This is a genomic window from Pseudomonas sp. P110(2024) (genome assembly GCF_057480795.1).
In genome coordinates this window covers 43,595-66,694 of record NZ_JBLIYT010000001.1, presented here as the reverse complement: position 1 = coordinate 66,694, position 23,100 = coordinate 43,595, and the positions used below count along the sequence as shown (strand labels likewise).

The 23,100-nt window shown below is 64.7% G+C and carries 16 protein-coding genes; 5 read left to right on the top strand and 11 right to left on the bottom strand.

What is annotated here, in order from left to right; genetic code table 11:
• Positions 1 to 21: 21 nt before the first annotated feature.
• From glpT to AC25ND_RS00295, 10 genes are all read right to left on the bottom strand, one after another.
• Positions 22 to 1,374, bottom strand: coding sequence for a glycerol-3-phosphate transporter (gene glpT / locus AC25ND_RS00340; protein WP_028691413.1), 1,353 nt, complete (start codon positions 1,372 to 1,374; stop codon positions 22 to 24).
• A gap of 208 nt (positions 1,375 to 1,582) precedes the next feature.
• The gene (locus AC25ND_RS00335; RefSeq protein WP_028691414.1) at positions 1,583 to 1,888 is read right to left on the bottom strand and encodes an NIPSNAP family protein; all 306 of its coding nucleotides are present in this window, start codon (positions 1,886 to 1,888) and stop codon (positions 1,583 to 1,585) included.
• A gap of 58 nt (positions 1,889 to 1,946) precedes the next feature.
• A complete protein-coding gene (locus AC25ND_RS00330; protein ID WP_186595317.1) occupies positions 1,947 to 2,501 on the bottom strand; it encodes a lipocalin family protein in 555 nt (184 codons plus the stop codon).
• Between the two features lie 63 nt (positions 2,502 to 2,564).
• The gene (locus tag AC25ND_RS00325) at positions 2,565 to 3,140 is read right to left on the bottom strand and encodes a hypothetical protein (RefSeq protein ID WP_186595315.1); all 576 of its coding nucleotides are present in this window, start codon (positions 3,138 to 3,140) and stop codon (positions 2,565 to 2,567) included.
• Positions 3,141 to 3,221: 81 nt separating this feature from the next.
• Positions 3,222 to 4,238, bottom strand: a complete 1,017-nt coding sequence (locus tag AC25ND_RS00320; RefSeq protein ID WP_186595313.1) for an XdhC family protein — start codon at positions 4,236 to 4,238, stop codon at positions 3,222 to 3,224.
• Between the two features lie 47 nt (positions 4,239 to 4,285).
• Entirely contained in the window at positions 4,286 to 5,620 is a 1,335-nt protein-coding gene (locus AC25ND_RS00315; RefSeq protein ID WP_028691418.1) for a c-type cytochrome, read from the bottom strand.
• A gap of 17 nt (positions 5,621 to 5,637) precedes the next feature.
• Positions 5,638 to 7,881 carry a xanthine dehydrogenase family protein molybdopterin-binding subunit gene (locus AC25ND_RS00310; RefSeq protein ID WP_186595309.1) on the bottom strand — a complete coding sequence of 748 codons (2,244 nt, stop codon included), beginning with the start codon at positions 7,879 to 7,881 and terminating at the stop codon, positions 5,638 to 5,640.
• A complete protein-coding gene (locus tag AC25ND_RS00305) occupies positions 7,881 to 8,336 on the bottom strand; it encodes a (2Fe-2S)-binding protein (RefSeq protein WP_062360968.1) in 456 nt (151 codons plus the stop codon). Before AC25ND_RS00305 ends, AC25ND_RS00310 begins: the two co-directional genes overlap by 1 nt.
• Positions 8,337 to 8,485: 149 nt before the next feature.
• Complete coding sequence (gene proP, locus AC25ND_RS00300; protein WP_028691421.1) at positions 8,486 to 9,988, bottom strand: glycine betaine/L-proline transporter ProP; 1,503 nt, start codon at positions 9,986 to 9,988, stop codon at positions 8,486 to 8,488.
• A 145-nt stretch (positions 9,989 to 10,133) separates the two neighbouring features.
• Positions 10,134 to 10,592: a GNAT family N-acetyltransferase gene (locus AC25ND_RS00295; protein ID WP_062574459.1), complete on the bottom strand. Its 459-nt coding sequence runs from the start codon at positions 10,590 to 10,592 to the stop codon at positions 10,134 to 10,136.
• A gap of 141 nt (positions 10,593 to 10,733) precedes the next feature.
• Here AC25ND_RS00295 and AC25ND_RS00290 point away from each other — a divergent pair, with 141 nt between their 5' ends.
• From AC25ND_RS00290 to AC25ND_RS00270, 5 genes are all read left to right on the top strand, one after another.
• A complete protein-coding gene (locus AC25ND_RS00290; protein WP_062360973.1) occupies positions 10,734 to 11,309 on the top strand; it encodes a hypothetical protein in 576 nt (191 codons plus the stop codon).
• A 703-nt stretch (positions 11,310 to 12,012) separates the two neighbouring features.
• Positions 12,013 to 13,722 carry a ShlB/FhaC/HecB family hemolysin secretion/activation protein gene (locus AC25ND_RS00285; RefSeq protein WP_062360974.1) on the top strand — a complete coding sequence of 570 codons (1,710 nt, stop codon included), beginning with the start codon at positions 12,013 to 12,015 and terminating at the stop codon, positions 13,720 to 13,722.
• A gap of 38 nt (positions 13,723 to 13,760) precedes the next feature.
• Complete coding sequence (locus AC25ND_RS00280) at positions 13,761 to 17,981, top strand: hemagglutinin repeat-containing protein (RefSeq protein ID WP_236180545.1); 4,221 nt, start codon at positions 13,761 to 13,763, stop codon at positions 17,979 to 17,981.
• Between the two features lie 207 nt (positions 17,982 to 18,188).
• Entirely contained in the window at positions 18,189 to 20,909 is a 2,721-nt protein-coding gene (locus tag AC25ND_RS00275; RefSeq protein ID WP_186595305.1) for a hypothetical protein, read from the top strand.
• Positions 20,906 to 21,970 (top strand): ComEC/Rec2 family competence protein, encoded by a 1,065-nt coding sequence (locus AC25ND_RS00270; RefSeq protein WP_186595303.1) that lies wholly within the window; start codon positions 20,906 to 20,908, stop codon positions 21,968 to 21,970. Before AC25ND_RS00275 ends, AC25ND_RS00270 begins: the two co-directional genes overlap by 4 nt.
• Before the next feature lie 116 nt (positions 21,971 to 22,086).
• Here AC25ND_RS00270 and glsB read toward each other — a convergent pair whose 3' ends face one another.
• Entirely contained in the window at positions 22,087 to 23,004 is a 918-nt protein-coding gene (gene glsB / locus AC25ND_RS00265; RefSeq protein WP_028691427.1) for a glutaminase B, read from the bottom strand.
• Positions 23,005 to 23,100: the final 96 nt, after the last annotated feature.

Below are 23,100 nucleotides of genomic sequence, written 5' to 3'. Positions count from 1 at the left end.
TGTCGCCGATTCAGGGGGCTATCAGGCGATCGCCTCGCGACCTGCACTTGCCGCCTTGCTGTGCCAAAGGGTCGGCACCATGAACGCGATCGCCAGCACGCACGCGCTCACCAGCAGCACGAAGCCGCCGTCCCAGCCGAAGTGGTCGACGGTGTAACCCATCGCCGCGCTGGCCGCGACCGAACCGCCCAGGTAGCCGAACAGCCCGGTGAAGCCGGCTGCGGTACCGGCGGCTTTCTTCGGCGCCAGCTCCAGCGCCTGCAGGCCGATCAGCATCACCGGCCCGTAGATCAGGAAGCCGATGGCGAACAGCGCGATCATGTCGACGGTCGGGTTGCCTGGCGGGTTGAGCCAGTAGACCAAGGTGGCGACGGTCACCAGGGCCATGAATACGATCCCCGTCAGGCCACGGTTGCCGCGGAAGATCTTGTCGGACATCCAGCCGCACAGCAGGGTGCCGGGAATGCCGGCCCACTCATAGAAGAAGTAGGCCCACGAGGTGGTGTCGACGCTGAAGTGCTTGGCTTCCTTCAGGTAGGTCGGCGCCCAGTCGAGCACGCCGTAGCGCAGCAGGTAGACGAACACGTTGGCCATGGCGATGTACCACAGCAGCTTGTTGCGCAGCACGTACTCGACGAAGATCTGCTTGGCGCTGAATTCCTGCTCGTGGCTCTCGTCGTAGCCTTCGGGGTAGTCGTTCTTGTACTGCTCGACCGGCGGCAGGCCGACCGACTGCGGGGTGTCGCGCATGGTGGCGAAGGCGAACACAGCCACCAGCACGGCCACGGCGGCGGGCACGTAGAAGGCGGCATGCCAGTCGTTGGTCCAGCCCAGGCCCAGCAGGAACAGCGGGCCGATCAGGCCGCCGCCGACGTTGTGAGCGACGTTCCACACCGACACCACGCCACCGCGCTCCTTCTGCGACCACCAGTGCACCATGGTTCGCCCGCTCGGCGGCCAGCCCATGCCCTGGGCCCAGCCATTGATGAACAGCAGCACGAACATGATCGTCACGCTAGATGTGGCCCAATGCGCGAAACCGAAAATGAACATCACCCCGGCCGAGATCAGCAGGCCGAAGGGCAGGAAGTAGCGCGGGTTGGAGCGGTCCGAGACCAGGCCCATGAGGAACTTGGACAGGCCGTAGGCGATGGCGATGGCGGAAATCGCCACGCCCAGCTGGCCGCGCGTGTAGCCCTCTTCCTCGATCAGGTAGGGCATGGCCAGTGAGAAGTTCTTGCGCAGCAGGTAGTAGCCGGCGTAGCCGAAGAAGATCCCGGCGAAGATTTGCCAGCGCAGGCGGCGATAGGTGCTGTCGACGCGCTCGTCGGGCAGCGGCGCCTGGTGCGCGGCAGGGCGGAAGAAGGCAAACATGTGAAGCTCCCAACTTGTTATAGGTATGCGAAAACGAATTTTACATTTTCGTTACAGAAAAAATACCGGTTTCGCTGGGAGATTCTGTTGTTTTGTGAACCTGGTCGGCTGCCGCCATGAAGCAAGCCCGGCACAGGGCATGGTTCACGGCGGCACACGCCCCGACCAACTGATAAAAGAGCTGTGATGTGGCGCAAATGACCCTGGCTCAGTCGAGCACAGGGCGCAGGAAGTTGCGTTCGTAACTGAGGATGAAGCGTTGCTCGCTGGCCAGGGCGAAGGCGGCGATGCATTCCGGGTCGGTTTCCGAGGCAGTGCGGTACTGCTCGTAGGCCGCCAGGCTGGGGAAGCTGAACAGGGCGTAGGCGACATTGTTGGCGCCTTCGCTGGGCAGGAAGTAGCCGTGGTGGGTGCCGCCCATGCGGTTGACCAGGCCGATCCACAGCTTGCCATAGGCCTCGAAGGCTGGGATCTGGTAGGGGTCGATGATGTACTTGAGGTGGCAGGTGATCATTGCACGCAATCCTTTGGGTGAGCCGGGTGGCTCACCTTACAGGGGCGGATGGCGGCCGTCACTGGGGGGCTGGCTGGCGCCAGATCAGTTGGTCGGTGGGATAGCCCTGCTGGCGTGCCAGCTCCAGCAGCTGTTCTCGGGTCTGGGCACTGACGGTCGGTGAGCGCGACAGCAGCCACAGGTACTCGCGGTTCGGATGGCCGACCAGCGCCACGCGATAGTCCGGGTCGTGGTAGAGCACCCAGTACTCGCCCTTGGTCAGGCCGGGGGCCAGGCGGCTGAACCAGTTGTCGAAGCGCACCCAGAGCTTGTCGGTGCGTCCGGCCACCTGTGGCTCGGCGAGGCCGTGGGCCTCATTCCACTGGCCGTCCTTCTCCAGGCAGCGATTGGTCACATCGATACGACCGTCCTCGCGCAGGCCGTAATGGGCCTCGGATTGCACGCAGTTGCGCTGGAAGAACATCGGCAGGCGCGCCAGTTCGTACCAGGTGCCCTGGTAGCGCTGCAGTTCTATCTGTTGCGTGGTAGGCGGCGGCTCGTCGCGGGCGCTGGTGCAGCCCGTGAACGCGAGGGTGAGGCAGCAGTAAAATGGCACGGCCAGGCGCATCGTCATGGAAAACCTCCTGAAGGGGGAAAGGGCTCACATGATATTCGATGCGCGGGCCGGCCAAAGGTTTTACTGGGCTGGGCGCGAGGTTTCCACGCGCAAGATCTCGGTATAGATGGCGTCGACGGTCTGGTCGACCTTGAGACTCTTCATGCGTGCCTGCAGGTCCGGGTCCTCGACCTTGACGACCTGTACCTTGCCTTCAGGCGGCAGCAGGGTGACCTCATGGGTGTTAAGGTCGATCTTCTTGATCTGCGAGGTGACCTTTACCTGGCGGAACGCTTCGCCGCCGGGGTTGGGGTTGTCCTTGGTGGCGCGGATGGTGCCGGACTCCTCTGATGCTTTCGGTGCGCCGCCTTCCTTGGTGTTGAGCACGTAGGCCACGGCGCGGGTCACGTAGATGTCGACCTGATCGCCGACCTTGAGGTTGGGCAGGGCCTTGGCCTGTTCGGTGAGCTGGAAGGTCACGTCCTTGTCGTGGGGACCCTTCACCGTGACCTGGCGATTGGTCAGGTCGATCTTGGTCACTTCGGTGGTGACATGGCTTTCCAGCGCCTCACTGGCGATGGGCAGTTCGGCGGCGTGGGCGGTGAGGCTGGCGGCAAAGATGAGCGAGGTGAGAGCGATGGCGCGGATCGGGTTCATTGGCCTGTCTTCCTTGTGGTCGAGGGTGCATGCGAGAGGAAGCATAGACACTGGTTGGCAGGTGTGCGGCAGGTTCAGGCACTAGAAAGGTTGATGGTCACGCTGGCGCTTGGCCCCGGACACACTCACCGCCCCCGGCAAGCTCACGGCGTTCTTCGCCGCCAGCACTTCGGCCATCACGCTCACCGCGATTTCCGCCGGGGTCTTGCTGCCGATGTAGATGCCAATGGGCCCATGCAGGCGCTCGAGGGACTGTTCGGTTTCGCCGAAGTGCTCGATCAGCCGCTCGCGGCGCAGCTGGCTGTTGCGCCGCGAGCCGATGGCGCCGATGTAGAACGCCGGGCCGTGCAGGGCCTCGAGCAGCGCCAGGTCGTCGAGCTTGGGGTCGTGGCTGACGGCGATGATGCAGGTACGCAGATCTGCCTTGAAGTCGCGTACCACATCGTCCGGCATGCCCTTCAGGTAGTCGACGCCGGCGACCGACCAGGTGGCCATGTGCTCGGGCCGGGGGTCGCACACCGCCACCCGGAAGCCGTTGAACAGGGCCATGGTCGCCAGGTACTCGGCCAGCGCGCCGGCGCCGATCAGCAGCATGCGGTAGCCGGGGCCGAGGGTGTTGGTCATCTGCCGGCCATCGAAGCAGAACTGTTCCGGGGTGGCGGTGGGTTCGAGCTCGACCGCGCCGTCGGCCAGGGTCAGCTGGCGACGCATCAGCTGGCCGTTGTCGAGCTGCTCCAGCAGGTGTCGCAACGAGGCGATGGCGGGCATGAACTCGAGAATCAGTTCCAACGTACCGCCGCATGGCAGGCCAAAGCGGTGGGCGTCGTCGGCGCTGATGCCGTAGCGGATCACCTCGGGCGCCCCCTCGAGCAGGCCGGGGCCGCCGTAGGCGGTGGTGTAGCGGTGGATCAGGTCGTCCTCGATGCAACCGCCGGACACGCTGCCGACCACCCGGCCGTCGTTGCGCAGGGCCATCATCGAGCCGACCGGGCGCGGCGACGAACCCCAGGTGCGGGCGACGGTGGCGAGCAGCACGCGATGGCCGGCCTGGAGCCAGTCATGGGTGGTGCGCAGGACCAGCAGGTCGATGCTTTCCATGGTGTCCTCGTGAGTCCGTAGCTCGCGCTTTACCCGTGGGAGCGGTATCAGCGCATATGCAGGATGATCGGGCTGCTGCTGGCCGGGTCGGTATGCCCGCGCAACGTGCCCACCGCCTTGGCCTCTACCGCGCCGCCGTGATTGCCCCACGCACTGCGGGCGAAACTCAGCACCTGGGCGATCTCCTGGTCCGACAACTGCTCGCGGAATGCCGGCATGCGGTAGGCGTCCGGCACCCCGGCGGCGACGATGCGCTGCGAGCCGTTGAGGGTGATGTTGATCGCCGAGGCATTCTCCGTGGCCAGCATCGAGGTGGCGCCCGCCAGTGGCGGCATCCACTCGGCCTGGCCCTTGCCGTCCAGGCCATGGCAGCTGGCGCAGCGGGTCGCGTAGGTATGCGCCCCCGGTGTGTCGGGCTGCGCAGCAGTCGTTTGATACTGCCAGGGTGCACCGTCACGCCCCGGGTCGCCGGGCAGTGACTTGAGGTAGCGGGCGATCGCGTTCAGGTCGTCGTCGCTCATGAACTGCGTGGAGTTGTTGAACGCCTCGGTCATCGAGCCGTACACCACCGCGTGCTTGTTCCGCCCGGTCTTGAGGAACTGCACCATCTCCGGCTCGCTCCAGCGCCCGAGCCCGGTGTTGTGGTCCTGGCGCAGGCTCGGCGCGTACCAGCCATCGAGCAGGGCGCCGGCGAGGAACGGCGCGCCGCTTTCGTCCAGGGCCTTCTCGTTGAAGGCCAGGCCCCGAGGCGTGTGGCAACTGCCGCAGTGGCCGGGGCCCTGGACGATATAGGCGCCGCGATTCCACAGCGGGTCCTGGTCGGCCTTCTGCGCATAGGCGCTGGTCGGCGCGAACAGGCCGTTCCACAGGGCGATGGGCCAGCGCAGGTTCAGCGGCCAGGGAATGTCGCTGGGGACATTGGCCTCGGCGGCCGGCTGCACGCCCTTCATGAAGAACGCGTAGAGCGCCCGCACATCGTCGTCGCTGAGCTTGACGTAGGACGGGTAGGGCATGGCCGGGTAGAGCCGTCGCCCACCCGGCGCGACGCCCTGGCGCACGGCGCGGTCGAAGTCGGCCAGGCTGTAGGCGCCGATGCCATGCTCGCGGTCCGGGGTGATGTTGGTGGCATGGATGGCGCCCAGCGGCGTGGCCATTTCCAGGCCGCCGGCAAACGGCGCCTTGCCCGGCAGGCTGTGGCAGGCCACGCAGTCGCTGAGCCGGGCGACGTATTCGCCGCGGCTGACCAGGGCGGCGTCGGCGCTGTCCGTGGCGCTGAAGGGCGAGGCGGGCTCGCGGGTGACGTACCAGGCCAGCAGGCCTGCCGCGACCAGGCACGGCAAGGCCAGCCAGCCTGCGGTTCTTGCGAATCGGCGGTTGTTCATGGGCTGTCCTTGTCGTGTCAGCTGAAGGTATGGCGGCTCAGGGGCATGCTGCGCACGCGCTGGCCGGTGAGCTGCGCCACGGCGTTGGCCACCGCGGGCGCCACCGCCGGCAGCGGTGGCTCACCGATGCCGCCCATCTTCGCCCCGCTCTCGACGATGCGCACATGCACCCGGGCCATGCGCGACGGCGGCAGTACCGGGTACAGGTCGTAGTTGCGCGCCCGTGGCATGCCGTTGAGCCACACCGATTCCTCCAGCAGCACCTGGGACAGGCCCAGGGACACCGCGCTGTTGACCTGGGCCTCGATGATCGCCGGGTTGACGATGCTGCCCGGGTCGATGGCCTGCCAGATGTCGTGCACCCTGACCTGGCCGCCCTCCAGCGACACTTCGGCGATCACCGCCGCCTCCGAGCCGAACGGCGAGGCCATGGCCACGCCGCGGGCGCGCTTGCTGCCGTCCTCGGCGGTGAACGGGCCGCGTTTCCAGCCACCGGACAACTCGCCCACCGCCTGCAGCAGGGTGGTCAGGCGCGGGTTGCCCTGCAGCAGTTGCAGCCGCAGCTCGAAGGGATCGTGGCCGCCCTTGTCGGCCAGCTCATCGAGGAACGACTCGTAGAAGAAGTCGTTCAGCGAGTTGCCCACCGAACGCCAGTAGCCGAGCATGGCCGGGCCTTTGACATAGATCTGCGCGGTGCGCTTGTTGGCGATGGCGTAGGCCTTGCCCGACAGCCCTTCCAGGGCGGTGGGGTCGACCTTGTCGCCCTGCTTGCCGGCGAGCGACTCGGTCGGGCCTTCGGTGGCGCTGATCGCCTCGATGGCCACCGGCAGGCCTTTTTCGTCCAGGCCGGCGCGGAACTTGACCACGGCCATCGGCCGCATGGCATCGCGCAGGAACTCCTCCTCGCGGCTCCAGATCAGCTTCACCGGCCGACCCACGGCCTTGGCCAGGGCGATGGCCTGTGGGTAGGGGTTGGCCGAGTCGTACAGGAAGTGGCGGCCGAAGAAGCCGCCGAGCAGCGGCGAGTGCAGGGTGATCCGCGCCGGGTCCAGGCCGGTGCGCTTGGCGATGTCGTCGCGGAACATGTCCTGGGCCTGGTTCGGCAGCCACACCTCCAGGCTGCCGTCGGGATTGAAACGGGCGGTGGCGGAGGGCGGCTCCAGCTGCGCATGGTTGAGGTACTGGTTGTGGTAGGTGGCCTCGACCGTGGTCTTGGCGCCTGCCAGGGCGCCTGCCACGTCGCCCTGGTTTTCCTCGTCACGGCTTGGCCCGGTCTGGGCGGCCAGGTGGTCGCGCCAGCCGTCGCTGGAAAAATCGGCGGGCATCGCACGCACCTGGCTGTCGGCAGCCGCCTCCTTCCAGTCCACCTGCAGTGCTTCGACGGCGCGCTTGGCGTGCCACCAGCGTTCGGCGACCACGGCCACCGCGCCGGGCAGCTGATGCACCGAATGCACGCCCTTCATGGCCTTGACCTGTTCCTCGTTGCGCAGGCCGCCGACGCTCATGCCCAGGCGCGGCGCATGCTGCACGGCGGCGTGGAGCATGCCGTCGACCTTGATGTCGATGCTGTAGAGGGCCTTGCCGGTGGACTTGTCGTAGGCGTCGAGGCGCTTTACCGGCTTGCCGATCCAGCGGAACTGGCTGGGGTCGCGCAAGGTGACGCTGGCGGGGTCCGGCACCGGCAGGTCCATGGCCGTTTCGGCCAGTTCACCGTAGCCGAGCGAACGGCCCGAAGCGGCATGCACTACCTTGCCCGGCTCGGTGGTCAGCTCGCTCACCGGCACGCCCAGCCGCTGGGCGCCGGCCTGCAGCAGCATGGCCCGGGCCAGGGCGCCGAGGCGGCGCATGGTCGGGTAGCTCATGCGTACCGACATGCTGCCACCGGTGATGCGCAGGCCGTTTTCCATCACCACGTAGGCTTCGCCGGCGGGCGCGCTTTCGACCAGGAAGCGGGCAGGATCGAGGTCCAGTTCTTCGCCGACAATCTGCGCCATGGCGGTGTTGACGCCTTGCCCGCCCTCCATGAATGGGCTGAGCAGGCGCACGCTGCCGTCCGGGCGCAGCTCCAGGAAGGCCGGCACCTGGGTACCGCGCTCTGGGGCGCTGGCGGCCTGTACGCGTGGTGCGCCTACTGGCAGGCCGAAGCCGAGCACCAGCGCGCCCACGGTGGTGCCGACCAGAAAGCGCCGGCGCGACAGGTTGACGGTTTCACCTGCGGGCAGTTTGAGTAAGTCTTCGGGGGTATCGATGCGTGTGCTCATCAGGCTTTACCCCCTTCGGCGAGATCCTGCACGGCGGCATGGATGGCGTTGTAGGTGCCGCAGCGGCACAGGTTGACCATCGCCGCGTCGATCTGCGCAGTGCTGGGTTTGGGCGTGTGCTTGAGCAGCGCGGTGGCCGCCATCACCTGGCCGGACTGGCAGTAGCCGCACTGGGCGACCTGGTGCTCGACCCAGGCGGCGACCACGCGTTTGCCCACGGCATCGTGCTCGATGGCCTCGATGGTGGTGATCTCGCGGCCGACCACGCCGGCCACCGGGGTGACGCAGGCGCGCACCACGTTGCCGTCCACCAGCACCGAGCAGGCGCCGCACTGGGCCAGGCCGCAGCCATACTTGGTGCCGGTCAGGCCCAAATCGTCGCGGATCACCCAGAGCAAGGGCGTGTCGGCGTCAGCCTCGACCTGGTAAGTCTGCTGGTTGATTCGTAATTCCATGGGCTCACCTGCTGATCATCGGTTGTGGAAGCGGGGAATACGCTGTTCCCCAATCCGGAAACGCTAGCACAGAGGCCCATTGCGCAACCGATACACCCCACAGATTCAGAGGATCAGGCAAGCAATCCGGCGGAATGCGCAAGTAGCCTTCAATCGATGCGCGGATGCTGTTGTGCGAGCGTCTGGCGCCGGGCCTCCAGCTCGGCGATCTGTGCGTCGATGTCCTCGATCTTCTGCTCGATGTTGTCGTGGTGCTCCTGCAGCAACTCGCGGGCTTCCTCGATATCCGAGGCGGCCGGGGCGGCGCCGCGCAGCGGGCGGTTGGCGGTCTCCTTCATGGTCAGGCCGGTGAGCAGGCCGACCACGGCAATGACCATCAGGTAGTAGGCCGGCATGTACAGGTTGTCGGTGGTCTCCACCAGCCAGGCGGCCAGGGTCGGGGTCAGGCCGGCGATCAGCACCGAGATGTTGAAGGCACTGGCCAGGGCGCTGTAGCGGATATGGGTGGGGAACATCGCCGGCAGGGTCGAGGCCATCACGCCGATGAAGAAGTTCAGCAGCACGGCGAGGATCAACAGCCCTGCGAAGATCACCGCCAGCTTGCCGCTGGTGATCAGCATGAACGCCGGGATCGCCAACAGGAACAGGCCAGCGCTGCCAATGATGATGAACGGCTTGCGTCCCCACTTGTCGCTGAGCAGGCCGATGATCGGCTGCACGAACAGCATCCCGACCATGATCGCGATGATGATCAGCACGCCGTGGTCCTCGCTGTAGTGCAGGTTGTGCGAGAGGTAGCTGGGCATGTAGGTGAGCAGCATGTAGTAGGTGACGTTGGTGGCGATCACCACGCCGATGCAGGTCAAGAGGCTGCGCCAGTGCTGGGTGGCGACTTCCTTGAACGACACCTTCGGGCCGCTGGCCAGGCCTTCGCGGTCCCCTTGTTCGAGCTTGTCGACGTGTTGCTGGAACGCCGGGGTTTCTTCCAGGGCGTGGCGCAGGTACAGGCCGATCAGGCCCAGCGGCAGGGCCAGGAAGAACGGCAGGCGCCAGCCCCATTCGAGGAACTGTTCCTCGCCAAGCACCGTCGAGATCAGCACAACCACCCCGGCGCCAAGGACGAAGCCGGCGATCGAGCCGAAGTCCAACCAGCTGCCAAGGAAGCCGCGCTTGCGGTCCGGGGCGTACTCGGCGACGAAGATCGACGCTCCGGTGTATTCGCCGCCCACCGAGAAGCCCTGGGCCATCTTCGCCAGCAACAGCAGGATCGGCGCCCAGATGCCGATGCTGGCGTAGGAGGGGATCAGGCCGATGGCGAAGGTGCTCAGCGACATGATCACGATGGTCGCGGCCAGCACCTTCTGCCGTCCGTAGCGATCGCCCAGGGCGCCGAAGAACAGCCCGCCCAGCGGACGGATCAGGAACGGCACGGAGAAGGTGGCCAGGGCGGCGATCATCTGCACGCCGGGGCTGGCGTTGGGGAAGAACACCTTGCCCAGGGCGTAGGCGACGAAGCCGTAGACACCGAAGTCGAACCACTCCATGGCATTGCCCAGGGCGGCGGCGGTGATGGCCTTGCGCATCTTGGCGTCGTCGACGATGGTGATGTCCTTCAAACCGATGGGCTTGACGGGTTTCCTGCGTGATTTCATGGGCCGTTGTCCTTGAAGGCTTGGGGCGTGGCCATGGTTTGGCCAGCCTTGTACCTAGGGTCAGATACAACGGCGCGCTAAATAATTCCCTGCGGGGTCATTTGCGTGGGTAAACCATGCGCGATTTCTGTAGGAGCGGCGCTGGTCAGAGCGTGCGAGACATCAACCAATGGCTATGCCCCCAGGCCTCGAACGGTTCCATGCGCGTCCAGCCGCGCTTGGCGTAGTAAGCGTCCTGGTCGTGGGTATGCAGGTAGAGCGTGGTGACTGCGTTGCTGCGGGCATGCTCGCAGACACCTTCGATCAGCCGCTCCGCCAGGCCTTGCCCGCGCGCCTCTGGGGCGACGAACACGCAGGCCAGCCAGGGACCGAGGTCGCTGCGCCCGGGCAGGTCGTCGCTGGCCAGGGCGGCACTGCCCAGCAGGCGGTCGCCGTCCAGGGCGACCAGGCATTGCCATTGACCGTTGTGCTGACCTTCGGCGAATTCGCGTTGCCAGTCGGCCAGCGGCACGTCCGCGTACTCATAGTGGAACTGTTGGTGCAGCCACTTGGCGAGGGTGTCGCTGTGGGCCATATGGTGTTTCAGCCAGTCCAGGCGGAGCATGACGATGTCCTTTCAGGGGCAGGAGGGGTGGAGCTTTGCGCGAAGCATACACCGCAGTGCGTGATCGACGAGGATGATAGCGTTTTGATTTTAAGGGCACGCAGCCGCTATCCTCGCGCCTGCATTCATCAAGGAAGAACCATGCGTCTGTCGTCCCGCCTCAAATCGCTTGTAGCCCTGTCACTTGCCAGCCTGCTCGGTGCCTGCTCCAACTACCACTACAAGGAGTACCAGGGTGACTGGGCGCCTGAGACGATGACGCCCTATGATCTGTCCGGCAACCAGGCCGACGCACCGGTCGTGTACTTCGCTACCGTCCGTTACCGCGCCCTGGGCGTGCCGTTCCATCGCCTGCTGCTGGCCACCCATGTCGATGACCAGTTGCTCGAAGGCGCCGGGCGCCGCTCGATCCTCGATATCGCGGGCAAGCAGGCGCTACGGCTGACGCCGGGCAAGCACTCGCTGAGCTGGTGCTGGGCCTCGATGAATGCGCTGGGGACCGGTGGCGGCAAATGCGGTTTCACCGCGCGCGACGTCGAGTTCCGTGCAGGCAAGCGCTACATCGTCGACTTTGATACCGTCGATGCCATCAACGGCCCGCCCGGGCGAGAGACGATGACCATCACCATCACCTCCGAGATTCGCGACCTCGACACCCGAGAGGTGGTCTACCCGCCCAAGGGCAGCGAAGCGCTGACCAAGAGTATGGATGGTTGATCGACCCGATCAGCGCAAGGAGGCTTCCACATCTGTTTCGGGCCAGCCAATCCTGTTAGGTTATCGCTGTTCGCCTTGGCGCATACCTTGAAACAGGTGAAACGTCAGTGATGCCCATGCTGAAACAGCTTCGTACCAACAAGGCGGATCAGGTACTGGCACAGGACTGATTGGCCCGAAACAGATGTGGGAGCGGGCTTGTCCCGCGATGCGCCGCGCGGGCGGCGCTCCATCTTGCAGGCGCTGCAATACGCTCGTCGAACACCTGGAAAACATACATTCCAGAGCAAATCGCTCTTAATTATATGGCGCAACTTTTGCGCAATTTTCAACCCACTTGTCTCTCGGTCAATCTACCGACAAAGCAGAATCTTGTTCCACTCCCGCCCGTACGACTAAAGTCCGGTGTCTCCCGTTCGTGTCTACAAGTACCGTGGGGCCAGACAGTCATCAAGTTCGATTGTTGGACAATTAGATCTCGTCAACCCCTTTACCCGCTCTGCCACGGGCTAGCCAGTGACCATGCGGTCATGCCTGGCGCCATGTGGTAATTAGCAGTCGTTAACTTTTCCGCGAGCGTTTCAACAAACAACGCTCAACTTTCTAAAGTTATTGCGCGTGTGCCGATAACCCTCGGTGACCGTGCTGGGAAGTTCCAAGTACTGCGATTCTCGCTGTGCCTTTGCCTGCGAATGGGTGTTGTATGTCGTACCTGTCTGCTGTTGATCGTCGTCAATTAACGCTGTCTGTCGCATTGGCTTGCCTGTGTGTTGGCAACCTGCATGCCGAGACATTTACGCCCGGTCAGGAAGTGCTGCGCCAACAACAACAGCAGCAACACGACCTGCAGCAACTGCAGTTGGAACAACGCCGCCGGCAACTGCAACGCGGTGCATTCACCGCACCCGACAACACTGCGCAGACACCCAAGGCCTCGGCTGCGGATGCGCGCTGCTGGCCGCTGGCCGGGGTGCGCATCGGCGGTGTCACGCTGATCGACCGTGCCACCCTCGATGCCCGCATCGACCCGCTGGTGGCCGCGTGCATGGGCGTGGGGCAGATCAACCAGCTGCTGGCGGGCATCACCGCGCTGTACCTGGAAAAGGGCTATATCGCCAGCCGCCCCTACCTGAGCAGCGCCCCGACGGCCGGGCAGTCGCTGGACATCCTGGTGGACGAAGGCTACCTGGAGGCCATCGAGCTGGCCGACCAGCGCCTGCCGGTGTCCCTGGCCGGGGCCTTCCCCGGCATGCTCGGCGAGCCGCTGAACCTGCGCGACCTGGAGCAGGGCCTGGACCAGCTCAATCGCCTGCGTTCGGTAGACCTCAGTGCCGACATCGCCCCCGGCAGCCAGCCGGGTGCCTCACGGATCATCCTGCGCCCACGCAGCGCCGGCCAACCGCGGGTTTCCGTGGGCCTGGGCCTGGACAATCTCGGCAGCGCCAGCACGGGGCGCGACCGCAGCGTGCTCAGCCTGAGCCTGGACAACCCGCTGGCGCTCAACGACCTGCTCAGCCTGTCGGCCAGCGATACCCTCAACCAGGGCGATCGCTACAGCCGCAATGCCAGCCTGTATTACGCCATTCCCTATGGGTACTGGACCTTCAGCCTGTTCGCCAGCCATGCCGAGTACCGCTCGCCGATCAAGCTCAGCACCTTGACCCTGCACAGCACCGGCATCACCGATCAGCTCAGCCTGCGCGGCGAGCGCGTGCTGTGGCGCGACCAGCGCCATCAACTGAGCGCCAGCCTGCAACTGGCGCACAAGGACGTCGACAGCGAATTCGCCAAGGTCCGCCTGGATGTGCAGAGCCCGACGCTGACGGTGGCCGAAGCCGGGCTCAACCTGTTCTGGCTCGACAGCGCGGTGTGGAACCTGGACCTCAACTACGCCCAGGGACTGCACTGGTTTGGCGCCGACGACGATGCCGATCGGCCAGTGCCCGACCTGCCCATGGCGCAGTTTCGCAAGTACCGCGCCGGCCTCGGCCAGTGGCGCAATGGCCACCTGCTGGGCCAGGCCTGGCAGTGGCAGAGCCAGCTCAACCTGCAGTACAGCCCCGACCCGCTGCCGGCCATCGAGCAGTTGCTCGGTACCGACGATTCCGCCGTGCGCGGCTACCGCCTCAGCAGCCTGTCCGGGGCCAGCGGAGCGGTGTGGCGCAACACCCTGCGCCTGCCGTTGCAGCCCCAGGGGCCGCTGACCATCACCCCGCGGCTGGGGCTGGACCACGGCTGGATCAAGGCCGACCACGGCGCTGCCAGCCAGCGCCTGAGCGGCGCGAGCCTGGGCCTGAACCTGAGCTGGAAGGCCCTGCAGCTGGATGTCGACTACCAGCGCAGCCTGACCACCCCCAGCGGTTACCACCGCGAGCCCGAAGTCTGGCTGTTCAGGGCCGCCGTGCAGATTTGAGCGCACCGAATTAGCAGTACCGACATGGAGAGTGACCTATGCCCAAGACCCCTTTTACCTTCAACCTGTCCCCGCAAGGCAAGCTGCGCTGGGCGATAGCCAGCCTGTTCCTGGCCACGAGCCTGCCCCAGGCGCTGGCCGGCGGCGTCGTGGTCGCCCCCGGCCCCGGGGGCACGGCACAGTTGCAGACCCAGGGCGGCGTGCCCATCGTCAATATCGTCGCGCCCAACGGCGCGGGCCTGTCGCACAACCAGTTTCTCGACTACAACGTCGACCGCCAGGGCCTGGTGCTGAACAACGCCCTGCAGGCCGGCCACTCGCAGCTGGCCGGTGAGCTGGCGGCCAACCCGCAGTTCCAGGGCCAGGCGGCGAGCGTGATCCTCAACGAAGTGGTCAGCCGCAACGCCTCCGCCATCAATGGCGCACAGGAAATCTTCGGCCGCGCCGCCGACTACGTGCTGGCCAACCCCAACGGCATTTCGGTCAACGGCGCCAGCTTCATCAACGCGCCCAATGCCAGCCTGGTGGTGGGCCGCCCTGAACTGGACGCGGGCCGGCTCAAGGCCCTGGGCACCCAGGACGCCAGCGGCCAGTTGCAGGTGCAGGGCGCCGGCCTGCGCAACGATGGCGGCTCGGTCAACCTGATCGCCCCGCGCATTGACAGCCAGGGCCGTCTGGATGCCCGTGACCAGCTCAACCTCACCGTGGGCCGCAACCAGGTGGACTACGCCAGTGGCCAAGTCCAGGTCGTCGACCGCGGCGCGGCCAGTGGCGAGCAGCATATTGACGCCAGCCTGTTCGGCGCGATGCAGGCCGGACGCATCAATATCGTCAGCACCGCGCAAGGTGCCGGGGTGCGGGTTGGGCCGGGGCAGGTCGACGGCCGCGACGGCGTGCGCATCGACTCGGCGGGAGACCTGAACGTCAGCGGCGCTGCAGTGGCCGACTCGCTGGAAGCGACCCGTGCCGGCGTGCGCAGCAGCCAGGGTGATGTCGAACTGCGTGGCGCCCAGGACCTGACCCTGGCCGCCGCCGACGTGGCCGGGCGCGATGTGAAGCTCGACGCCGGACGCAACCTCACCCTGAGCACCGTGCAAAGCCGCAAGCTCCAGGAAAAACGCGAGAACTGGCGCAGCGGCGCGCTGGGCATCGACTGGGAGACCTACCAGCGCACCCAGACCGACAGCGACACCCGCGAGCACGCCACCCGGGTCGTGGCCCAGCGTGATGCCGGGCTGAACGCCGGCCAGGATCTCACCCTCAGCGCCGCCAGCCTCGAGGCGCCCGGCAAGCTGAGCCTGGACAGCGGCGCCGACCTGCGTCTGACCGCCGCCACCGAGCGCCAGGTGCAGACCGACCAGGGCAAGCACACCAAGGGTTTCTGGAAGGCCGACTGGGACAACCGCAACGAAACCCAGCGCAGCGTCACCAGCCAGCTCAAGGGTGGCGACATCGCACTGCACGCCAAGGCCTCGGTGCTGGCCGAAGGTGCCCAGCTGACCAGTGGCCAGGACATCCGCATCGCCGGCAAGCAGGTGCAGATCAGCAACGCCTCGCGCACCGACCAGCGTGACAGCCAGAACCAGCAGAGCAAGTTCTTCGGCGTCAGCCACAACGAAGCCAAGCAGAACAGCCGGGAAAGCACCGCGGTGCGCAGCGAGCTGGTGGCCGGTGGCAGCGTCGGCCTGAGCAGCGCCGAGGGCATCGACGTGGTCGGCTCGACGGTCAAGGCCAGCGGTGCGCTGAACGCTGATGCGGCGGGGGATCTGAAGGTCGCCTCGGCCCAGGACACCCGAGAGCACAAGAGCGCCAGCAGCAGCCGTGGCTTCGTTGCGTCGGCCAAGGAAACCGCGCCGGGCTCCGGGCAGTATCGTGCTGGCGTCGGCTATGCGAGCGATCGTCAGAGCACCAGTGGCAGCCAGGTCAGCCAGCAGGGTTCCAGCCTCAGCGGCAGCGAAGTTCAGTTGACCGCCGGCGGTGACCTGACCGTCAAGGGTGCCGCGGTGAAGTCCACCGCGGGCGATACCATCCTGGTCGGCAAGCAGGTGTCGCTGCTGGCCGAGCAGGACAGCCGCAGCGAGACCCGCGACAGCAGCCACACCGGCGGTGGCGTCTACCTTACCGCTGGCCTCGACCGTGCCGGCGCCGGGGTCGACTTCGCCCATGGCACCCAGCAGGACGCCTCGAGCAGCACCACGGCGAAGACCACCGGCCTCGACAGCGCCGGCAGCTTGAAAATCAAGGCCGACACACTGGCCAGCGAAGGCGCGCAGGTGAACAGCGCCGGTACCCTGAGCATCAGCGCAGGCCAGGTGGACAACCGCGCGGCCCGCGACACCACCAACACTAGCCATCAGCAGAGCAGCTGGACGGCGGATGTCGGTGTCAACGTCGAGTACAAGGACATTGCCCGGCCGATCGCCGGGGCGGTCAAGGATGTGGTGGACGGCAAGGTGTCGGTCAAGGATGCGCTCGACGGCAAGCTGCCGCTTAATGACGTCAAGGACGTGCTGGACGGCAAGACTTCGCTGACCGCCGCCCTGGGTAAGCTTGGCACGCCGAACCTGGGCGTCGACCTGGCCGTGGGCCATGCCAGCCAGCAACAGGGCGAGCAGACCGGCACCGCGGTGGTCAGCCAGTTCAATGGCCAGGGTGTGCAACTGGACGTGGCCGGTGCGCTGAAGGACCAGGGCACCCGCTACAACGCCAACGGCGGCGCGCTGGACATCAAGGCCGGTTCGCTTCAGGCCGACGCGGCCAGCAACACCCACAGCCGCAGCGAGCAGCAGGTGAACGCCGATGTGTCCGCCCGGATCTACACCAAGACCGGCGAAGACCTCAACGTGACCGCCAATGGTTCCGGTGGCAGCAAGCACTTGAGCGAAGATACATCCACTGCCGTGGTCGGTACTTTCAGTGGCAGCCAGGGCCTGAACATCCAGGTCGGTGGCGATGCCCGCTTCGAAGGCAGCCGCCTCGACGGTGGCCAGGGCGCGGTGGCGGTCAACACTGGCGGCAAGCTGGCACTGGACCAGGCCAGCAACCAGGCGCGTCGCGACACCGGCAGCCTAGGTGGCAGCGGTTCGTTGACCGTGGGCACCTTGCCGGTGGGCGACAAGGTCGACCTGGGCGCCGGGTTCCAGCTCGACCATGCCGGCGAGCACAGTGTCGACAGCAAGGCCCAGGTGGCGAGCATCAGCGGCAACGGCCCGGTGCGACTGGGCAGTGGTGGCGACCAGACCCTGCAGGGCACGCGCATCGACGCGAACGGCCCGGTCGAACTCAAGGCCGGTGGCGCCCTCGACCTGCAGGCCGCCAGCGACACCCGGACTGTCAGCGGCAGCCATCTGGGCGGCGGCCTCAACCTCGGCGGCAAGGCTGCCACCGGTGAGCAAGGCCGTGATCTGAGCGGCAAGCTGGGCGGCAACTTCAATGTGGGCCAGACCAGCGAACGCGCGCAGACCCTGGCCGGCGGCCAGCTGAACAGCCATGGCAACGTGGACCTGGCCGGCCAGTCGGTGCATCTGCAGGGTACGCAGGTCGGTGCCACGGGCGTCAACGTCAGCGCAGGCGAGGGTGGCCTGGCGCTGGAGTCGGCGCAGTCCACTCAGGCCCGCACCAACTGGGGCGTCGAGGTGAAGGCCGGGAGCAACCTGAGCCGCACTACGCCGGCGGACGCGGGGCAAGAGGTCAGCTCGTCCCATGACTTCGACCTGGGCGGCAAGGTGCAGGTTGACCATCTGCAGGCCACCACCCAGCAGAACAGCCATATCACCGCTGGCGATGTGACCCTGAACAGTGCCGGTGCGGCGCAACTCAGCGGCGCACGGGTCGACGGCCAGCAGGTCGGCGGCAAGCTGGCGGGCGGGTTGACGGTCGCGGAACGCCAGGACACCACCACCTCGGTACGGGTCGACCTGGGCGCGGGCCTGGCCGGCAAGCCGGGCGAGGCGAAGGAGGGCCAGGAGAAACCAGGCTTCGACTACACGCCGTCGTTCAATGCCCAGGGCGAGTTCGTGCGCAAGGCCGGGGTTACGCAGGGTTCGGGCATCTCGGCACAGCGTGGGCTGGGTCTGCAGGTCAAGGGCGTGGAGCAGGGCGGTACCACGCTCGGTGCCGATGTGAAACCGCTCGGCTACCAGGTCAAGGCCACCCTCGACCTGCCCAAGCTGCCGGAGGCTGGCCTGCCGAGCGCGTCACTGGAGGGTGGCAAGCTGAAGGTTGGGCCGGTGACGGTCGAAGGGCGTATCGAAGGCTGAACGTCTTCCATTCACACCAATGAGGTCCGGGGCGCTTTGCGCCCCTTTTTGTTGCTTTGCATTTGGGCGCGGTGCTTGTAGTCCGATCAATGATGCAGAGATGGCTTTAGGCCAGCGTTAAGCGTTATCTTCCTCTCCAATTTTGCTTTTGCGACCCACGCCGACTCGATACGGCACGGCGTTGCGTCGAATGGAAGGACGCCAGGAATGAATCGAAAGGAAAAAGACATCCTGTGGTTGGGAGAGGAGTACGCCTCGCTTGGGCCGGCAGTACGTGCGGCATTGGGTATCCTGCTGGAGCGCGGTGAGTGGGGGTGGTGGGATGCTCGAGCGCTGATACCGGTCCACCTGGAGAAAGCTGTTCGGCGCAACGGGCCGGTCAGTTGGGGGGGCGATGCCAGCGTGCTCGATGCGGAGCAGTGGATCGATCCTCTGCGGGCCATCGCACTTGGTCGGGCTTTTGAGAACTTGTCGTGGCGAGAGATGCCAGCGATCAAGCTTTCAAGATCGGTATGGAATTGGGAGGGGGGAGCCGACACCATCGCCTCGGTCTTAAGCGAGCTTTCCCTGCTGTTGGGGCCGGGCTATGTCTTTCCAGAATGGCAGCGTAATGCCAAACCTCGGTTTCCGCGTATTCACAAGGAGCGACCACTATCCTATATGGCCGCTGGTCCTGATTTACCCTTAGAGAATCTACTGGAGGGGGAGTCGGAGCAACTGTCCTGGGAGCTGGCCACGCGTCGTGACGATGCGGTCGACATTCTCGTAGTCAGCAATCTCGAGTCCTTGCGTGCGGTCACTGCTGCAAGGCTGGTCATCATTCAGGGCAATCCACTGGGTAGCGTGCTCGCACATGTCAGCCGTTTGCGTGATGACCTGAGTGCACAGTGTGTGTTGCAGATTAACGCTGATAACCACGGCGTCATTCGTTGGCTACATAGTGTGCTGTGGTTATGGTCCTATGCAGGCATGACCTTCGTCCAGGCAGTCAGGCAGGCAACGGATGAGCGTGGTCTGCAGTTCCAAGTTCTTTCTTCTACGCAATCCTTCATGAATGTTCGTGGTGGTTTTCCCGAAGACTCAATGATCAAGGCACGGAGGGTTCCTGACCCTGTACGTCGCGATCCAGGTCCGGATCAACTTACGCCTGGGGTTATCGATTCCGTATCGAAAGAGCTCGTCAAGGAGACGCCGCCCATCGTGCCGCCCAAGGAGCCCCCGCCAAAGGTGTTGCCGCCGGAGGTTACAGAGCGGCCAGTCGAGGAATACCGCGTTCCTGTTTCGCGCCCAATGACTGATACTCGGCCGCATTCTCCCTCCAGTGAGGCCGTTTCTCGGCCTCGGCGTACAGTGAAACCGAGGCCGTCCCCGCCGATCGAAAGGGTGCTGACTGCATCGGCCCGACAGGGCCAGAACCCAGTCGATTACTGGCCGACAACAGGCCAGGTCGAGTTGGATCTTGCGATTGTGGTAAAGACGCCGTTGCAATCCGGCACCCCGACATTCCCTGAAGACAGAATCGAGTGGGTAGATGATTACAAGGGGCTGCAGATCCATTTGTTCGAGTTTGGGCAAGCCCCCGTGACTCGTTCGCTGTACTTGCCAAAGACTGATGAGTCAGGAGTCGTTACCTTTATCCGGGAGGGGAGATGTGGCGAGGTCGACCTGCGCTTTGTGGTATGCGACGGCGCGCAAATCCTTCAAACCGCCCGGTTGCAGGCCAAGCCGAATGAAACCATCAATTTCTTTATCGAGAATGTGGTCACACCGCTGCATCGTGAAAAGAAGACGTTCGACCTTGCCTTGCTGGTCAACGAAAGTCTGGGGAATCAGCCCAGCGTTTCTATCATCACCCAAGCAGGGAAACCGCTATTTGTGCCGTTGGGCGATGATGAAATCGCAGAGGCCCGTAAAGAACTGCTATTTAAGTTGCAGAGTGCAGTGGATAACGCCAATGCAGATCTGGCCCCACTAATGATGGACCTGGCAAACGACGGCGCGCTGCTTCAGCGATTTTTGATAGAGCGCGAACCGCAGTGGCCGGGCAGTGAAGGGCGCTTGCAGCTGGTTTCGCAAGATCACGCGTTCTTCCCGATCGAGTATCTATACGATGGGCCCATCCCACCGTCCAGAAAGGCTCCGTTGTGTAGTCAACGCGTGACGTGCCTCAAACGAGGAAGTGCCGAGCCAGGCTGTGGAATCCGAAAGGCCCGTGAGCAACTATGCCCAATGGGGTTCCTGGGTATATCGGGCATCATTGAGCGGCACTCCTGGACGCCGGGACAAGCGCCGAACCTATGGAACAGACCTCCCGTTGAACAGCCCGGAAGGCATCGGATCGATGACCTGTCGAAGGTGGTCTTTACGGCGAGTGACCGGGCCGATGAGTTCTGGGACGGTGATGTCGAACAAGAGGTCGTGCGGCTCCAGACGATTGAAACAGCACTTGCGGTCAAGCGAGTGGCAACGTGGGAGGATTGGACTTACAGGCTGGAGCTGGAATCACCTTCGATGTTGCTCATGATTCTGCACAAGGACAAAAACTGGCTGTACACAGGAGCGGAAGATTCACTCTCACTTGGCGGCATGAGCGAGCAGCATGTAGGCGGTGCTCCCCTGGTGATCGCAATTGGGTGCTCGACTGGGTTGGGCGAAATGCCCGGGAGCAGTTTGCCGGCAATTTTGCGCAACTGTGGTGCGAGTGTAGTGATCGCGGCCATGACCAGCGTGCTCGGCCGCCATGCCAACCGCGTGGCCCGTGATCTGGCCAAGCACTTGCGTCAGGCGGCCAGCGCATGGGGCACCATTCATATTGGAGAGATCATCAGTGCGTTGCGCCGCCAGTTGTTGATCGAAGGCGTGGCGCTGGGGCTTGCCGTGGTCGCCTTCGGTGATGCCGATATCGCCCTGGGCAAGGAGGTCAGATGAGCATGTTCAGAGTCAGGTCTATACAGGTTGACCACGGTGATTCGCTGCTGGTCAGCTACACCAGCGATGGCCATGTCCGTCATCTTCTCGTGGACGGTGGTCCGGCAAATCCCTCTAAGACCTTGCAGAAGGTGTTGAAAAAGGTACTCGGGGAAGAAGGTGTGAATGGCCGGCTTCGCCTTGAGGCACTGGTTGTCACGCATTATGACCTTGACCACATCGAAGGCGTGATCGAACTGTTGCAGCAGAAACCGTCCTGGCTTGAGATCGGTGATGTCTGGTTCAACGGTTACGAGCACCTGCAGCCCGCGGACAAACTTGGCCCTGCGCAGGGCGATAAGTTGAGCAGGTTGATTCGATCCCTTGGATTACCCTGGAATGCATCTTTTCCAAATGACAGGGCGGGCGGCGAAGGAGGGGCGATCCACCAGGGCGTCTTGCCAGTAACCCTGCCAGGAGGGCTTGAAGTGCGTGTGCTTTCTCCCGATGAGCCAGGTTTGAAAGCGCTCGCCAGAGTATGGACGAACCCTCAATCACCGCCGCCCGATGAGGGCGTAGTGCACGGTGATAGATTAGGCCCGAATGATCGCTGGCCGCTGAATGACTATCGTGATTACCGCATCGGGGGGTTCACCGCTGATGGATCGACGCCCAATCGAAGTAGCATTGCTTTGCTTCTGACCTTCGACAACAAGCGGGTATTGCTGGCGGCCGATGCATTAGCTTCAGTGGTCACCAGCGGTCTCAAGATGCATCTGCCCGGTCTAAGACCCATTGACCTTTTGAAGGTTTCCCACCATGGCAGCAAGCGCAACACAGACCGGGATTTGCTGGACAGGATCAACTGTCGGCGATTCTTGATCAGCACGAGTGGCGCGAAGCATAACCACCCTGACTTTGATCTGATCGCTTTGTTGCTGAGCAGAAATAACTGTCCAGACATCATTTTCAATTATGGCAAGGGCCATTGGCCTGGAGAGTGGCGAAACAAGCCGCTCAGCTGGAGGTTTAACGCTGTCTTTCCTCGGTCTAACGATCTGTTTGTGGACATTGAACTCTAGGCTTTGTACGAACAAGCGCTGGGCGGGGCGAGTCCTCGGCATGGCGTCATCGCAGGGCAAGCCCGCTCCCACGCAGGTTATGTGTGTAACCAGGCGCTTGCCAGCAACGCCCTCGCTTAGACCGCCGAGAACACCGACCCGGTCATTCGCTCGCTCAGCAGCTCCAGCGCCCGCAGCCCTGCCAGCGAGTTGCCCGAGGCGTTCAGCGCCGGCGACCACACGCAGATGCTGTAGCGCCCCGGCACCACCGCGACGATGCCGCCGCCCACGCCGCTCTTGCCTGGCAGGCCGACCCGGTAGGCGAAGTTGCCGGCCTCGTCATACAGCCCGCTGGTGGCCATGATCGCATTGACCTGTTGCGCCTGGCGCGGGCTGAGCACCTGCTCGCCGCTGTGCGGGCAGTAGCCGCTGTTGGCCAGGAAGGCAAAGCCGCGGGCCACGTCGGCGCAGCTCATCGACAGCGCGCAGTGATGGAAGTAGCTGCGCAGCACCGCATCGACATCGTTGTGGAAGTTGCCGAAGGCCTGCATCAGGTAGGCCATGGCCGCGTTGCGCGCGCGGTGCTGGTATTCCGACTCGGCCACCACGGTGTCGCTGACGATGCGCGGGTTGGCCGCCAGGCGGCGGACGAAGTCGCGCATCGACAGGGTGGGGGTGGCATAGCGCGACTGGTTGATGTCGCAGATCACCAGCGCCCCGGCATTGATGAACGGGTTGCGGGGCCGGCCTTTCTCCACCTCCAGCTGCACCAGCGAATTGAACGCCTGGCCCGACGGCTCGTAGCCCAGCCGCGACCAGATGTCCTCTCCGCTGTGGTTGATCGCCTGCACCAGGCTGAACACCTTGGAGATGCTCTGGATCGAGAACGGCGTGTGCGCATCGCCCGCGCAGTGCAACTGGCCGTCCAGGCTCTGCACGGCGATGCCCAGCTGGTTCGGGTCGACCTGGGCGAGGGCGGGGATGTATTGCGCCACCTGGCCCTGGACGAGCAGGGGGCGGACGTGGTCGAGGATCTCTTGCAGGAGTGCTTGCATCGGGGAACCTGGTGCGAAGGAAAGGCGCGTTCGAAACGTTCAGGTAGACGATGGTCGCTGGCTGCGGAGCACATTTGTTCGTGTCGGCTCGCGGGG

Bases quoted from the DNA above. Each gene is read 5' to 3' on its own strand.
- AC25ND_RS00270 (WP_186595303.1), top strand. From the start codon at position 20,906: ATGAGCATGTTCAGAGTCAGGTCTATACAGGTTGACCACGGTGATTCG.
- AC25ND_RS00285 (WP_062360974.1), top strand. From the start codon at position 12,013: ATGTCGTACCTGTCTGCTGTTGATCGTCGTCAATTAACGCTGTCTGTC.
- proP (WP_028691421.1), bottom strand. From the start codon at position 9,988: ATGAAATCACGCAGGAAACCCGTCAAGCCCATCGGTTTGAAGGACATC.
- glsB (WP_028691427.1), bottom strand. From the start codon at position 23,004: ATGCAAGCACTCCTGCAAGAGATCCTCGACCACGTCCGCCCCCTGCTC.
- AC25ND_RS00305 (WP_062360968.1), bottom strand. From the start codon at position 8,336: ATGGAATTACGAATCAACCAGCAGACTTACCAGGTCGAGGCTGACGCC.
- AC25ND_RS00290 (WP_062360973.1), top strand. From the start codon at position 10,734: ATGCGTCTGTCGTCCCGCCTCAAATCGCTTGTAGCCCTGTCACTTGCC.
- AC25ND_RS00315 (WP_028691418.1), bottom strand. From the start codon at position 5,620: ATGAACAACCGCCGATTCGCAAGAACCGCAGGCTGGCTGGCCTTGCCG.
- AC25ND_RS00320 (WP_186595313.1), bottom strand. From the start codon at position 4,238: ATGGAAAGCATCGACCTGCTGGTCCTGCGCACCACCCATGACTGGCTC.
- AC25ND_RS00330 (WP_186595317.1), bottom strand. From the start codon at position 2,501: ATGACGATGCGCCTGGCCGTGCCATTTTACTGCTGCCTCACCCTCGCG.
- AC25ND_RS00325 (WP_186595315.1), bottom strand. From the start codon at position 3,140: ATGAACCCGATCCGCGCCATCGCTCTCACCTCGCTCATCTTTGCCGCC.
- AC25ND_RS00295 (WP_062574459.1), bottom strand. From the start codon at position 10,592: ATGCTCCGCCTGGACTGGCTGAAACACCATATGGCCCACAGCGACACC.
- AC25ND_RS00275 (WP_186595305.1), top strand. From the start codon at position 18,189: ATGAATCGAAAGGAAAAAGACATCCTGTGGTTGGGAGAGGAGTACGCC.
- AC25ND_RS00335 (WP_028691414.1), bottom strand. From the start codon at position 1,888: ATGATCACCTGCCACCTCAAGTACATCATCGACCCCTACCAGATCCCA.
- AC25ND_RS00280 (WP_236180545.1), top strand. From the start codon at position 13,761: ATGCCCAAGACCCCTTTTACCTTCAACCTGTCCCCGCAAGGCAAGCTG.
- AC25ND_RS00310 (WP_186595309.1), bottom strand. From the start codon at position 7,881: ATGAGCACACGCATCGATACCCCCGAAGACTTACTCAAACTGCCCGCA.
- glpT (WP_028691413.1), bottom strand. From the start codon at position 1,374: ATGTTTGCCTTCTTCCGCCCTGCCGCGCACCAGGCGCCGCTGCCCGAC.